A 14,877-nucleotide genomic window follows, 5' to 3' on the forward strand; every position below is an offset into this window, starting at 1 on the left:
CCGGCCGCGCTGACCAGGACCGGCTGAGCCCACGGGCGGTGCCGGAGTCGGCGTGGCGTCCCCTCCTGCGAGGGGCTTTTTTGTTTTCCGCCCCGTGCCCTCGTTCCGCGCCCGGCCGCGCCGCGCGGTTCGCCCACTGACATCGATGGAGCTTGAAGGACCATGAGCGAGACGACCCCTGCGTCCGGCGCGGCCGAGGCCGCCACCGAGCCGTTCCGGTACAGCGCCGCGCTGGCGGCGGAGATCGAGTCCCGCTGGCAGGACATCTGGGAGAAGGAGGGCACCTTCCACGTGCCCAACCCGGTCGGGCCGCTGGCCGACCCGTCCGCCGGTGACGTCGCCGCGAAGCCGCACAGCTTCATCATGGACATGTTCCCGTACCCCTCGGGCGCGGGCCTGCACGTCGGCCACCCGCTGGGCTACATCGCCACCGACGTCTTCGCCCGCTACCAGCGGATGACCGGCCACAACGTCCTGCACACCCTGGGCTACGACGCCTTCGGCCTGCCCGCCGAGCAGTACGCCGTCCAGACCGGCACCCATCCGCGGGTCTCCACCGAGGCCAACATCGCCAACATGCGCCGCCAGCTGCGCCGGCTGGGCCTGGGCCACGACCCGCGCCGCTCGTTCTCCACGATCGACCCGGAGTACTACCGCTGGACGCAGTGGATCTTCCTGCAGATCTTCAACTCCTGGTACGACGCCGACGCCGCCAAGGCCCGCCCGATCGCCGAGCTGGTCCAGCAGTTCGCGGACGGCACGCGCGAGGTGCCGGGCGGCCGGGCCTGGGCGTCCCTGACGGCCGGCGAGCGCGACGAGGTGCTGGCCGAGTACCGGCTGGCCTACGCCAAGGAGGTGCCGGTCAACTGGTGCCCCGGCCTGGGCACCGTGCTGGCCAACGAGGAGGTCACCGCGGACGGCCGCTCCGAGCGCGGCAACTTCCCGGTGTTCAAGTCCAACCTGCGCCAGTGGATGATGCGCATCACCGCGTACTCGGACCGGCTGATCAACGACCTGGACATGCTGGACTGGCCCGAGGCCATCAAGCTGCAGCAGCGCAACTGGATCGGGCGCTCCGAGGGCGCCCGGGTCGACTTCGCCGTCGACGGCGAGAAGATCACCGTCTTCACCACCCGCCCCGACACCCTGTTCGGCGCCACCTACATGGTGCTGGCGCCCGAGCACGACCTGGTCGACGCCATCGTCCCCGCCGCCTGGCCCGAGGGCGTCCCCGCCGAGTGGACCGGCGGCGCCGCCACCCCCGCCGAGGCCGTCGCCGCCTACCGCGCCGCGGCCGCCGCCAAGTCGGACGTCGAGCGGCAGGTCGAGGCCAAGGTCAAGACCGGCGTCTTCACCGGCGCGCACGCCGTCAACCCCGTCAGCGGCGAGTCCGTCCCCGTGTTCATCGCCGACTACGTGCTGATGGGCTACGGCACCGGCGCCATCATGGCCGTCCCCGCCCACGACCACCGCGACTTCGCCTTCGCCCGCGCCTTCGGCCTGCCGATGCGCTGCGTCGTCGAGCCGACCGACGGCCGCGGCGCCGACCCGGCGCAGTGGGACGACGCCTTCGACACGTACGACTCGGTCATCGTCAACTCCGTGCGGGACGGCGAGCTGTCCCTGGACGGGCTGAGCGTCGTCGACGCCAAGGCCCACGTCACGGCCTGGCTGGCCGAGCGCGGCATCGGCGAAGGCACCGTCAACTACCGCCTGCGCGACTGGCTGTTCAGCCGCCAGCGGTACTGGGGCGAGCCCTTCCCGATCGTCTACGACGAGGACGGCGTCATGCACGCGCTGCCCGACTCGATGCTGCCCGTCGAGGTCCCCGAGGTCGACGACTACTCGCCGCGCACCTTCGACCCGTTCGACGCCTCCTCCTCGCCGGAGACCCCGCTGTCCCGCAACGAGGCCTGGGTCAACGTCGAACTGGACCTGGGCGACGGCGTCAAGAAGTACCGCCGCGAGACCAACACCATGCCCAACTGGGCCGGCTCCTGCTGGTACGAGCTGCGCTACGTCGACCCGTCGAACACCTCGGCCGTCGCCGACCCCGCCAACGAGCGCTACTGGCTGGGCCCCACCGACACCAAGCCGGCCGGCGGCGCCGACCTGTACGTCGGCGGTGCCGAGCACGCCGTGCTGCACCTGCTGTACGCGCGCTTCTGGCACAAGGTGCTGCACGACCTGGGCCACGTCTCCTCCGTCGAGCCGTTCCACAAGCTGTTCAACCAGGGCATGATCACCGCCGACGTCTACCGCGACGAGCGCGGCTTCCCGGTGCCCGCCGCCGAGGTCGAGGAGCGCGACGGCGGCTACTTCTGGGAGGGCGAGCCGGTCAAGCGCGAGGCCGGCAAGATGGGCAAGTCCCTGAAGAACGCCGTCGCCCCGGACGACATCTCCGACGAGTACGGCGCCGACACGCTGCGCCTGTACGAGATGTCCATGGGCCCGCTGGACGTCTCCCGCCCCTGGGACACCCGCGCCGTCGTCGGCCCGTACCGGTTCCTGCAGCGGCTGTGGCGCAACATCGTCTCCGAGACGACGGGCGAGCTGGTCGTCACCGACGAGCAGCCCGACGAGGCCACGCTGCGCGTCCTGCACAAGGCGATCGACGGCATCCGCGGCGACATGGCGGCGCTGCGCTTCAACACGGCCGTCGCCAAGGCGATCGAGCTGAACAACTACCTGGTCAAGCGTGGCTCCACGCCGCGCGAGGTGGCCGAGCAGCTGGTGCTGATGGTCGCGCCGCTGGCCCCGCACGTCGCCGAGGAGCTGTGGCGCCGGCTGGGCCACACCGAGTCGCTGGCGCACGCCGACTACCCGGTCGCGGACCCGGCGTACGTGGTGGACGAGTCGGTCACCTGCGTCGTGCAGATCAAGGGCAAGGTGAAGGCGCGGCTGGAGGTCGCGCCCGGCATCACCGACGCCGAGCTGGAGACGCTGGCGCTGGCCGAGCCGGCGGTCGTCGCGGCGATCGGGGACGCGGTGGTGCGCAAGGTGATCGTGCGGGCGCCGAAGCTGGTGAACATCGTCACGGGCTGAGTGGGCTGAGTGGGCTGAGTGGGCTGAGTTCGGCCGTTGTGGGTCGGGCCCGTTCCGGCTCGTTCTCGGGCGGGCGTCCTTCGGGGCGCCCGCCCGGGGCGTTTTCGGGGGCCTGCGGGGGCGTTCCGGGCCTCGGGGGCGGGGTGTTCGGGCTCTCGGGGTCGGGGCGTTCCGGGCCCTCGGGGTCGAGGCGTTCGGGCCCTCGGGGAGATCCCGGATCTGTCCCTGATCTCCGGCTGCCGGGCCCGTTCGGCCCGCCCCGGGAGGGGGCCGGCGGCTACCGTGGAACCCACGGCGATGCGGCCCTCGTTGGGCCTGCGTGGGGGCCGAACTGGTAGCGGAAGGTGACGCTCGATGGACGTGTTCGGCGTGATGATCGGCCTGGTCATGCTCTTCGGGATCGCGGTGCTGGTGCTGGCCGTGGTCGGCACGGTCAAGGCCGCCAAGGCCGTCGCCGCGAAGGTCGAGCGGCACGAGGCCAACGCCCGGCGCGTCGTCGAGAACGCCACGCTCAAGGCCAGGACGTACACCAAGGTCGGCCCGCCCGCGCAGATCGCCGCCGTCCGGCTGGGGCTCCGCACCGCGCTCGACGGCACCCGGCAGGTGCTGGAGGGCGGCGTCGAGCAGGACGGGCAACTCGGCGAGGCGCTCGCCCTGCTCACCCGGCTCGACGCCCACGCGGCCGAACTCGACGGCGAACTGCGGATGTTGGAGCGTGAGCCGGACACCGGGCGGATCGCCGCCAAGCTGCCGGAGCTGCGGGAGCGGGCCGAACGGATCACGCACTCGGCGGAGACCATGCGGTGGGCGGCGCAGGACCGGATGCACCGGTTCGCGGACGACGAGCTGAGCCGGCTGAGCCAGGAGTGCGAGAGCGAGGCGGGGGCGCTGCGGCACTGGGACGGGGCTTCGGCTGCTTCGTCTGCTGCTTCGGCGTCGTCGTCCTCGTCGGATTCTCGGGCGGGTGCTGCGGGGTCCGGGGCTACGCGGCGGGCCGGGATCACGGACGGGAAGGGGCGGCCGAGCGCCGAGGACCTGCTCGGGCTCGCCGATCCGCTGGCCAAGCTGGCGCAGCGGCTGCGCAAGCCGTCCGCCGGGCCCTCGGCGGGGCCGTCCACGGGGTCCTCCACGAGCTGATGAGCCGATCTTCGGGTCTTCGGGGCGGTGCGGCGGCGCTGCGCGTCGGGGCGCTGTCCTCACGAACGAACGGGGAGTAACCTCCGCCTCATGCCCTCCGACCTCGCACTTGTCACCGATTCCACGGCCTATCTGTCGCAGGAGTCCCTGGACCGGCACGGGATCACGGTGGTTCCGCTGAGCGTCGCGGTCGGCGACTCGGTCCTCAGCGAGGGCGTCGAGATCTCCCCGAAGGACGTCGCGGAGGCGCTGCGGGCCAAGCAGCGGGTGACCACCTCCATGCCCAACCCGGACGCGTTCGCCGCCGCCTACCGGGCCGCCGCCGAGGCCGGGGCCGAGGGAATCGTCTCCGTGCACATCTCGGGCGAACTGTCCGGCACCGTCGAGGCGGCCCGGCTGGCCGCCGCCGAGGCGCCCGTCCCCGTACGGGTGGTCGACAGCCGGCTGGTCGCCATGGCGCTCGGGTACAGCGTGCTCGCGGCCGCCGAGGCGATCGCGGCCGGGCGGGGACTGGCGGAGGCCGCCGAGGCGGCGGACCGGCGGGCGGCCGGCACCAGCGGGTTCTTCTACGTCGACACCCTGGAGTACCTGCGCCGGGGCGGGCGGATCGGGGCCGCGCAGGCGCTGCTCGGCTCGGCGCTGGCGGTCAAGCCGCTGCTGCACCTGGACGGGGGGCGGATCCAGCCGCTGGAGAAGGTGCGCACGGCGTCGCGGGCCATCGCCCGGCTGGAGGAGATCGCGGTCGAGCACTCCGGGGAGGGCGAGGTCGACATCACCGTGCACCACCTGGCCGCCGAGGACCGGGCCGAGCCGCTCGCGGAGCGGCTGCGGGCGCGGGTGCCGGGGCTGCGGGAGCTGTACGTGGGGGAGGTGGGGGCGGTCATCGGCGCGCACGTCGGGCCGGGGCTGCTCGCGGTGGTGGTCGCGCCGCGCTGAGGCGGGCGTTTCGGCCGCTGCGTCAGTTTCGGAGGGGTCGCATCACTCGTCTGAGTGACGCTTTTATCCACAACCCCTGAGTTATCCACAGGTTTCCGGAAATTTCCGCGTGTTCGGCGGCGGACTCCTACCGTCCTCGCCATGACGACCTTGGGCCTGGGCGCGGCGAAGAAGCGCCATGTGATCAACGAGACGGTACGGCTGCGGATGGCGGCGCTGCTGCCGGAGGGGGAGACGGGCGTCGCGGCGGCGGTGGCCGAGCCGGTGGGCGGGGTGGAGCCGGTGGTGTCGGTCGAGCCTGCGGCGCCGGTGGATCCGGCGGGGCCGGTGGATCCGGCGGGGCCGGTGGATCCGGCGGGGCCGGTGGTGTCGGCGGGGCCGGTGGTTCCGTCGGACCCGGTGGGGGTGGCCGATCGGACGGGTGGCGTCGGGACGCGGCTGCGGTTCGCCTCGGCGCTGGCGCTCGACCGGCGGGCGGTGGCCGGGCTGGCCGTCCTGCTGCTGTTCGCGGTCGGCTACGCCGTCCAGCACTTCTGGCTGGGCAGGCCGGAGGCGGTCGCCGTCCCCGCGCTGGCCTCCGCCTCGCTGCCGGCCGCCGCGGTGTCGGCGGGGTTGCCGGCCGAGGCCGTACCGGCTGCCGGGCCCGGAGCGCCGTCCGGGGCGGCGGCCGGGGCCGGCCCGCCGGAAGGCCCGGCCGCGTCCGGCGCCGAGGCCGCCGTCGTGGTCGACGTCGGCGGCCGGGTCCGCTCGCCCGGCCTGCACACCCTGCCGGGCGGCTCGCGGGTGGCCGACGCCGTCCGGGCGGCCGGCGGCGCGCTGCCGGAGACCGACACCAGGAGCCTCAACCTCGCCCGGGTGCTCACGGACGGCGAGCAGATCGTCGTCGGTGATCCGGCGCCCGCCCCCGCGCTGGTGGCGGCCCCCGCCTCCGGTGCCGGACCGCCCGGGGCCGCCGCACCCCGGCCACCCGTCAGCCTCAACCGCGCCACGCTCGAACAGCTCGACGCCCTGCCCGGCGTCGGCCCGACCCTCGCCCAGCGCATCCTCGCCTACCGCGCCGCGCACGGCTCCTTCCGCTCCGTCGACCAGCTCCGGCAGGTCAGCGGCATCGGGGTCCGTACGTTCGCGGAGCTGCGTCCGCTGCTCACCCTCTGACGTTCCGTCCGCCTGTCCGCCCGTCTGCCCGTCTGCCCGTCTGTCCGCCCGTCCCGCCGTCGCCGGCCGCTGTCCGCTGTCCGCCGAAGGGAGGTACCGCCATGTCCGCCGTCGTCAACGCGCCGGTGTCCCCAGCCCGTTCTGCGGGCAGCGACTTCCGGCTGTGCTTCCCCGCCGTCTCGGCCTGGGTCGTCACCGCGGCGCTGCTGCGGCTGGAGCCGGGTCACGAACCCCTCGTCCTCGGGGCGGCCGTGACCGCCGCCCTCGCGGCCGTCCTGCTGCTCACCCGGCCCGGGCTCCGGCTCCGGCACGGAGCCGTGGCGACGCTCGCCGCCGTCCTGCTCACCTCGGCGGCGGCCGCCATCGCGACGCCCCTGCACACCGCCGACCTGCACCGGGGCCCGCTGCCGGAGCTCGTCCGCGCGGCCGAGCGCGCCCCGGGCGCGGGGGCGCCGGCGGTGCAGGTGGAGCTCACCGTCACGGGGGACCCGAAGGCCCATGACGTCCAGGGCGGCACCGGCGGCGGGCAGACGCTGCTGACCGTCGCCGCGGTGGCCGACCGGATCACCGTCCTGCCGGACGGCGGCACCACCCGGACCAGCACGCCCGTGACGGTCATGGCCCGGGGCGCGGAGAGCGTGCCGTGGCAGCGGCTGCTGCCGTCCGCGCGGCTGGCGGCCGAGGCCGACGTCCGGCCGCCGGGGGAGGGCCGGGACACGGAGTCCGCGGCACTGCTGGTCGTCCACGGCCCGCCGCGGCTCCTCGCGCCGCCCGACCTCGCCCAGCGGATCGCCGGGCGGCTGCGCGAGGGCCTGCGCACGGCCACCGACGGGCTGCCGCCGGACGCGCGGGGGCTGCTCCCCGGCCTGGTCGTCGGCGACGTGTCGCGGCTGCCCGACGACCTCGACGAGGCCTTCCGGGCCACCGACCTGGTGCACCTGGTGGCGGTCAGCGGGGCCAACCTGGCGATCGTCCTCGGCGTGCTGCTGGGCGCCCCCGGGCTGGCCGGGAGCGCGGAACGGCGCGGGCTGGCACCGGTGTTGGGGATTCCCCTGCGCACCAGCGCGCTGCTCGGTACGGCGCTGACGCTGGCCTTCGTCACCATCTGCCGGCCCGAGCCCAGCGTGCTGCGGGCGGCGGGCACGGGGCTGATCGGCATGCTGGCCCTGGCCACCGGCCGTCCTCGACAGGCGGTGCCCGCGCTCGCCGGTGCCGTCCTGGTGCTGGTCCTGCTCGACCCGTTCCTGGCCCGGTCCTTCGGCTTCCTGCTCTCGGTGCTCGCCACGGCCGGGCTGCTCGTCCTCGGCCCGCACTGGGCCGAGGCCCTGCGCGCCCGGGGCTGGCCGCACCACCTGGCCGGCGCCTTCGCGGCGGCGGCCGCCGCCCAGGCGCTGTGCGCGCCGGTGACGGTGGTGCTCTCCGGGCACATCAGCCTGGTCGGGATCCCGTGCAACCTGCTCGCGGAGCTGGCGGTGGCCCCGGCCACGCTGCTCGGCTTCGGGGTCCTCGCGCTGCAGCCGGTCCTTCCCGGCGCGGCCCGGCTACTGGCGGAGCCGGCCGGGGTGCCGGCCACCTGGCTCGCCCAGGTGGCGCGCCGCGGTGCGGAGCTCCCGGGTGGCCAACTGGCCTGGCCGGGCGGCTGGTTCGGGACGGTGACGGTCGCGCTCGGGGTGCTGGCCGCCTGCTGGGCGGCGCCGCTCCTGCTGCCGCGCCGGGCCGAGCCCGGCCGCCCGGTACGGGCCCGCCGCCGGTGGGTGCGCGCGCTGGTGACCGGGGTGCTGCTGATCGTGCTGCTCGGCGTGCTGCTGCGGCCGCCGCAGCTCACCCGGATCGCCACCGGCTGGCCGCCGCCGGGGTGGCGGCTGGTGATGTGCGACGTGGGGCAGGGGGACATGGTGGTCCTGTCCGCGGGGGCGTCGGGCAGTGCGATCGTGGTCGACACCGGTCCGGAGCCGGCCGCCGCTGATCGGTGCCTGCGCGAGCTGGGGGTGACGGAGGTCCCGCTGCTGGTGCTGACGCACTTCCACGCGGACCACGTGGAGGGTGTGCCGGGGGTCTTGCGAGGGCGTCGGGTCGGTGCTGTCGAGGGCACGACGGCGGACGATCCACCGGGCGAGGCCGCCCGGGTGGCGGCGTGGGCGGCGGGTGCCGGCGTCCCGCTGCTGCGAGCGGGTCGGGGTGAACGGCGCTCGGCCGGTGCGGGGCTGTCCTGGGAGGTGCTGTGGCCCGACCCGGGGGCGGCGGCCGAGGCGCCGGGTGCGAACAATGCGAGCGTCGCGTTGGCGGTGACCTTGGCGGGCGGCCTCCGGATGGCGCTGCTCGGAGACCTCGAACCTCCTGCCCAGGCGGCGTTGTCGGGGCGGGTGGGGCGGGTGGACGTGCTGAAGGTCGCCCATCACGGTTCGGCCTATCAGGACTGGGACTTGGCCGGTGCGTTGCGGCCCCGGCTGGCGTTGATCTCCTGCGGCGAGGGAAATGCGTACGGGCACCCGTCCGGGCGGACGGTCGACCACCTGCGCGCGCTCGGTGCCACGGTGCTGCGGACGGACCGGGCCGGCGACATCGCGGTGACAGGGGACTCCCCGGCAGCTCTCGGGGTGTCCGTTCACGCGTCGACGGGCACGCACGGGGCGCGCAAGCCGTACCCCCGGGTCACTGCCACCGTTTCGGGGCATGCCGCGGCGTTGGCCACTGGTATCAGGGCTGCCACTACCACCGCTTTGGCCACTGGTATCAGGGTGGCCACCGCGAGCGCTCCGGCCACTGGTATCAGGGTGGCCACCGTCCCCGCTTCTGCCGCGGGCACCAGGGTGGCCACCGCGGCCGCTGCAGCCGCCACCCCTGCGGCCACCGCAGCCGGCTCCATCGCCCCGCGCGCCCCGCCCGGGTGATGCCCGCTCTCCTCCTCCCGACCACGAAGTGGGGAAGGGCTGGGGGTGGGGGTGGGGAGGAGGAGGGGAGGGCGGGAGGGGGGCGGGGGCGGGGGCCCGGGGAAACGGATTGCGGCGCGCTCCGGGCAGGCCCGGAGCGCGCCGCTGAAAAGCAGCCGCCTTGGCCCCGCAAGCCCGGCCGAGGATCTGTGGACGCCCTCAGCGATCAGGCCCGGCAGTGGTCCTCGTTGCCTTTCGGTGTGACGCCCTGAAGCGTTGTGCTCACCTGGCCATCAGGTTCGCGGGATGGACAATTGCGGTTCTGGCGGGAAGCGGCAGCGAAAGGCGATGGTCGACCGGAGTCCTCGTTCAGGCCGCGATGCCGAGCTCATGACGGGTTCGGTGGAGGTAGTCACGTACGGCCGGTTCCCGGCGCCAGGGCATGAGGGCGGTGTTGAACTCGCGGACGTAGTCGAGGGCCCGGCTGGACTGGACGCGGGCGAGGATGTCGATGGCCCGGTTGCCGAGCGCGAGGCCCTGGTCGAGGTTCTTGCTCTGGAGGTGGGCGGTCCCGACGATGGCCAGGCGCATGCCGACCGAGCGGGTGAACACACCGGGCTGCATGGCGGCGGCCTGCGCGTTCCAGGCGAGGGCCTCCTTTGGCTTCTTCAGGTCGCGGAAGATCTCGGCGGCGTCGGCCGAGAGTCGGGCGTGGTGATAGAAGTCGATCCATGCTGGCTCGTCGGCGCGGTCGCGGGCCTGGTCGAGCAAGGTCTCGGAGGAGGTCAGCGCGGCCGAGGCCGCCCGGGCGTTGTTGTCGCGGGCGTGGGCCCGGGCCTCGATGAGCTTGGTGAAGGCCAGCACCCGGGGGGCGGCTTGGCCCTTGGCCCGTTCGAAGGCGCCCTGGGTCATGTCGATGGCCTCGTTGGGGAAGCCCCGCAGCAGGGCCTGCATCGCCATGGTGGTGAGCACATAGCAGCCGAGCTGCACGTCGCTGCCGGCCCGGGCGAGGCGGAGGGCCTGGATGAAGTGGCGCTGGGCGATGTCGTGCTGGCCGACGTCGAAGGCGGTCCAGCCGGCCAAGCGGGACAGCTCGGCCGTTACCGAGAACAGCTCGCGGCCCATCTTGTCGGAGAACGTGCCGGACAGCAGCGGGGCTGCCCGGTGCTGGAGGCAGTTGGTGACGGAGTTCGCCTTCCAGTTGCCGCCGCCGTACTTCGAGTCCCAGCGGCGGGCCTCGTCGGCGGCGTCGCGGAGCTCGTCCAGGTCGGCCCGGCCGACGCGGGCGCCGCCGTGGTGGTCGGCGCGGTCGTCGGCAGGGCTCACCAGCCACCGGGTCACGGGGGTCGTGAACGAGGCAACGGCGAAGCTGGATCCGGTGAGGAAGTCGCGGCGGTTCACGGAACTCCAGAACGAAGTGGCGACGCGGACGGCGTCGACAGGGTCTCGCGGGAAATCCAACCCCACCGCGGCGTCCGGCGTCTCGGCGTCGGCCATGCCGATCTCCGCCAACTGCACGGGCCGGCCGAGCCGTTCGCCGATCGCCTGGGCCAGAAGCCTTGGTACCGGCCAGTCGGGGACCATGCCCCGGCGGCACCAGTTCGCGACCGAGGTGTGCGTGTACGTGGTGGTCAGACCGGCCTCGTAGGCCAGCTGGTTCACGCGGTGAGCCAGCGATTTGTGGCTGGCGCCCTCGCACTTTTCGATCATCCGGGCCAGCGCGTCGTTCGGCGGCTTTGCCCGGCGGGCGGTCGACGCCACAGCGTCCCCCTCCATCGGTCCCCGGTTGGGCACGGGGAGTTGTGCTCGACTGAACAAGAGAAGTCATGTGCCCGGCACCTGACGCCGGATCACCGAGGGTATTGCCTTCGCTGCTCGCGGTGAACCGCTTTCACGAGTTGTGAGCCCCCCTGCGAGCCCTGCCCGCACCGGCCGGCAGGCGGTTGCCTGGTGTTCCGGGCCTTCGCCGGAACCTGGGGAAATGACCTTCCGGCGGGGGCCGCCACCGATTTCACGCTCGGGGGTGACAACCAGATGTGCGGAATCGCAGGACTGGCCGGCGCCGATGCCGTCCGCCACCAGACCACTGTCGCCGCGATGGGGCTCGCTCAGCACCATCGCGGCCCGGACGGCACCCGTCACCTGGTCTCGGTCGACGGCCGGGCGGTGCTGTCCATGAACACCCTGTTGATCGTCGACACCGCCGCCGACCCTGGCCCCTACCGGGACCCGGCCAGCGGCGTCGTCCTCACGTTCAACGGCGAGATCTACAACTACGGGCAGGTCGCCGCGGCCTGGGGCATCCCGCTGGAGCCCGGCGAGACGGATGCCCACCTGGTCCTGCGGGCCTGGGCCAAGCTTGGCCCAGGCTGTCTGGCCGGCCTGGACGGCATGTTCGCCCTGGCCGCCTACGACCCGCGCGAGGGCCGGCTGTTCCTGGCCCGGGACCGGCTCGGCGAGAAGCCGCTCTACTGGCGCCTGGACGGCGGACGCCTCGCGTTCGCCTCCGAGGTCACCACCCTGACCGGCTACGGCACCGCCCCGCTGGTCGTCCGCCCCGAGATGCTCAGCATCGAGACGCCGACCGGCGCCGACACCCCGTTCCAGGGCATCCAGCTCCTGCCGCCCGCCGGGCTGCTGGCCTTCGACGTCGCCACCGGCTCGCTGGTCCAGCGGACCTGGTGGTCCCTGGAGGGCCTGGAGCCCTGGCAGGGCGACTACGAGACCGCCCTCGCCCGGTTCTCGACACTGCTGGCCGATCGCGTCCCGATGCGGGCGCCCGGCTCGGACTTCGCGCTGCTGCTGTCGGGCGGCCTCGACTCCTCGGTACTGGCCTACCTGATGCGCCCGCAGGTCTGCGTCACGGTTCGCTATCCCGGCCAGGACCGCTTGGACGAGTCCGCGACGGCGGCCGTCGTCGCCCGGGACATCGGCGCCGAGCTGGTCGTCATCGAGCCGACCGTCCAGGACTTCACCCGTTCACTGCCGGAGATCATGCGCGCGCTGGACTACCCGATGGGCAACGCGTCCACGTTCTCCGAGCACATGGCCTACCGGGCGGTCGCCGAGCGCGGCATCCGCGTCGTCGTCGGCGGACTCGGGCCGGACGAGTTCCTCATGGGCTACGTCCGCCACGCGCTCGTCCTCTTCGGCCCGGGGGCGGTGCTGGGCGCCGGGCTGGACGCCTACCGGCCGCTCGCCTCCAAGCTCACCGGCTCCACCGGCGAGCCGCTCGGGCCGGCCGAGGCGATCGTGAAGCTGATCCTGCGCGGGCAGGACCCGGACGGGCGGCTGCGCGAGCTGGTCGCCGACGCCCTGCACCGGGCGGATGGTGATCTCGCACGGGGGCTGACGCTGGCGGACCTGGCCACGGCCTGGCGCCCGCTGGTGATGACCTCGGACAAGCTGGCCTCCGCGTTCGCGCTGGAGCGGCGCTCGCCCTACCTGGCGCGGGACCTGGTCGAGTTCGCCTACCGGCTGCCCGTCGAGCACAAGATCGCCGACCCGGCGGCCGGCAAGCGCATCCTGCGGGACGCCGCGAAGGCCCTCGGCCTGCCCCGGGAGGTCTGGGGAAGCCGGGACAAGCTCGGCTTCGCCTCCCCGGTCCCCAGCTGGCTGTCCGGGCCGCTCGAGCCCTGGGCGACCGCCCAGATCAGCTCAGCGCTGGACCAGGCCCCGCGCGGGCTGCACCCGCTGCTGGCCGGCGGCCTGAAGCCGGGCGGCCGGTTCGACCGCACCCGCATGCAGGCCCTGATGGCCGCCGCATGGTTCGCCGACCACACCCTGGCCGCTGCGGCATGACGGTCCGTCTGCTCACTACGGTGAGCGCATGGAGAACCTTCCCCCGAACCCGTCCGCCGCCGAACCGCGCGGAGCGGTCGCGATCATCACCAACCGGCGCGGCGAGCTCCTGCTGCACCTGCGCGACGACCTCGACGGCATTGCCTGGCCTGGCCACTGGAGTCTCCTCGGGGGCGGTTGCGACCCCGGGGAGACCCCCGCCGAGGCGATCGTCCGGGAACTGGACGAAGAGGCCGGCCTGACGGCCGGCGGCCTGACCGAGCTGTTCGAGACCCGGGACGCCCACGGCTCCGGGCAGATCATCAGCTTCTTCGCCGCCTCCTGGGACGGCGACGAGACCGCGCTGCCGTTGGCCGAGGGCGTCAAGCTCCAGTTCTTCGCCCCCGAGCACCTGCCCGTTCTGACCATCCCGCCGTTCATCCGCGACGGCATCCACCGCTTGCTCGCCGCCCAGCCCGGCGTCTGACGCCTCCGTCCTCGAGGGGGCCGGGACGCCGGGCCGGGCGGCACCCCGCCCCCTTGGAAGGACACGTTCGTGAAGCTCACCGTGATCGGCTGCGGCTACCTCGGTGCGACCCACGCCGCCGCGATGGCCGAACTCGGCCACCAGGTCCTCGGCATGGACACCGACACCGACAAGGTCGACGCCCTGAACAAGGGCCAGGCCCCGTTCGTCGAGCGCGGCCTGGACGACCTGCTCGCCAAGCACACCGCCACCGGCCAGCTCAGTTTCACCGCCTCCTACGCGGAGGCCGCCGGCTTCGCCGACATCCACTTCCTGGGCGTCGGCACCCCGCAGCAGCACGGCAGCGGCGCCTACGACCTCACCCACCTCCACACCGCCGTCCGCCGCCTGGCCCCCAGGCTCGGCGACGGCGCGCTGATCGTCGGCAAGTCCACCGTCCCGGTCGGCACCGTCGCCCAGCTGCGGCAAACCCTGGACGAACACGTCCGCGACGGAGCGAGCGTCCGCCTGGCCTGGTCGCCGGAGTTCCTGCGCGAGTCCTTCGCCGTCCTGGACACCCTGGAGCCGGACCGGATCGTCCTCGGCATCGAGGACGGAGACACCAGCAGCGAGGCCGTCTTCCGGAACGTCTACGCCGGAATCCTGGCCGCCGGCTCGCCGCTGATCGTCACCGACATCGCGACCGCCGAGCTGATCAAGGGCGCCGCGAACGCCTTCCTCGCCACCAAGATCTCCTTCATCAACGCCATGGCCGAGCTTTGCGAACTGGCCGGCGCCGACGTCCAGCAGATCGCCCTCGCCCTCGGCTACGACCACCGGATCGGCGCCAAGGGCATGCGGCCCGGCCTCGGCTTCGGCGGCGGCTGCCTGCCCAAGGACCTGGCCGGCTTCACCCACCGCGCCGAAGAGTTGGGCGCCGACACCGGCCTACTCCGCCAAGTTGCGGCGATCAACCGGCGCCGCCGCGAGCACACCGTCGACCTCGCCCGCGAGGCCCTCGGCGGCACCGTGATCGGCAAGCGCATCGCAATCTGGGGCGCCGCCTTCAAGGCCAACACCGACGACATCCGTGACTCCCCGGCCCTCGCGGTCGCCGACACCCTCCAGCGGGCCGGGGCGGAGGTCACCGTCCACGACCCCGCCGCGATGGAGAACGCCCGCAGGGCCTACCCCCGGCTGGACTACGCCGACGACCCCGCCACGGCCGTTACCGGCGCCGGGCTGCTGCTGCACCTCACCGACTGGCCCCAGTACTCCGATGTCGACCCGGTCGACCTCGCCCAGCACATCGCTGTCCCCAAGGTCATCGACGCCCGCGGCACCCTCAACGCGAACCGCTGGCGCGCGGCCGGCTGGACCTTCCGAGCCCTCGGCCGCCCCTGACCCGCACCAGCTCTCCCGGCCCGGCCGATGCGCACGCGCAGCGGCCGGGATCGGCCCACTGTCACCGTTTGGTGCATGTCGCGA

Annotated in this window: 9 protein-coding genes; 8 read left to right on the forward strand and 1 reads right to left on the reverse strand. The window is 73.8% G+C overall.

Translation table 11 applies throughout. From position 1 onward, the window contains the following. Positions 1-162 precede the first annotated feature (162 nt). The 5 genes from leuS to AB2U05_RS22440 all read left to right on the forward strand — a co-directional run bounded on the left by leuS (position 163) and on the right by AB2U05_RS22440 (position 9,164). Entirely contained in the window at positions 163-3,045 is a 2,883-nt protein-coding gene (gene leuS, locus AB2U05_RS22420; RefSeq protein ID WP_369184048.1) for a leucine--tRNA ligase, read from the forward strand. A gap of 354 nt (positions 3,046-3,399) precedes the next feature. After that, positions 3,400-4,182, forward strand: coding sequence for a hypothetical protein (locus AB2U05_RS22425; protein ID WP_045696792.1), 783 nt, complete (start codon positions 3,400-3,402; stop codon positions 4,180-4,182). 90 nt (positions 4,183-4,272) lie between these two features. Then, on the forward strand, positions 4,273-5,118 hold the full coding sequence (locus AB2U05_RS22430; RefSeq protein WP_369184049.1) for a DegV family protein: 846 nt from the start codon (positions 4,273-4,275) through the stop codon (positions 5,116-5,118). A 141-nt stretch (positions 5,119-5,259) separates the two neighbouring features. Then, positions 5,260-6,273 (forward strand): helix-hairpin-helix domain-containing protein, encoded by a 1,014-nt coding sequence (locus tag AB2U05_RS22435; RefSeq protein ID WP_369184050.1) that lies wholly within the window; start codon positions 5,260-5,262, stop codon positions 6,271-6,273. A 101-nt stretch (positions 6,274-6,374) separates the two neighbouring features. Next, complete coding sequence (locus tag AB2U05_RS22440) at positions 6,375-9,164, forward strand: ComEC/Rec2 family competence protein (protein WP_369184051.1); 2,790 nt, start codon at positions 6,375-6,377, stop codon at positions 9,162-9,164. A gap of 348 nt (positions 9,165-9,512) precedes the next feature. Here the strand turns inward: AB2U05_RS22440 and AB2U05_RS22445 are convergent, their stop codons facing one another. Then, complete coding sequence (locus AB2U05_RS22445; RefSeq protein ID WP_369184052.1) at positions 9,513-10,904, reverse strand: sporulation protein; 1,392 nt, start codon at positions 10,902-10,904, stop codon at positions 9,513-9,515. A 273-nt stretch (positions 10,905-11,177) separates the two neighbouring features. Here AB2U05_RS22445 and AB2U05_RS22450 point away from each other — a divergent pair, with 273 nt between their 5' ends. From AB2U05_RS22450 to AB2U05_RS22460, 3 genes are all read left to right on the forward strand, one after another. Then, entirely contained in the window at positions 11,178-12,944 is a 1,767-nt protein-coding gene (locus AB2U05_RS22450) for an asparagine synthetase B (protein ID WP_369184053.1), read from the forward strand. Positions 12,945-12,972: 28 nt separating this feature from the next. After that, complete coding sequence (locus AB2U05_RS22455) at positions 12,973-13,410, forward strand: NUDIX domain-containing protein (protein WP_369184054.1); 438 nt, start codon at positions 12,973-12,975, stop codon at positions 13,408-13,410. 69 nt (positions 13,411-13,479) lie between these two features. Further along, positions 13,480-14,793: a UDP-glucose/GDP-mannose dehydrogenase family protein gene (locus AB2U05_RS22460; protein ID WP_369184055.1), complete on the forward strand. Its 1,314-nt coding sequence runs from the start codon at positions 13,480-13,482 to the stop codon at positions 14,791-14,793. Positions 14,794-14,877 lie beyond the last annotated feature (84 nt).

This window comes from Streptomyces sp. Y1 (assembly GCF_041053115.1).
GTDB lineage: Bacteria > Actinomycetota > Actinomycetes > Streptomycetales > Streptomycetaceae > Kitasatospora > Kitasatospora rubellomurina.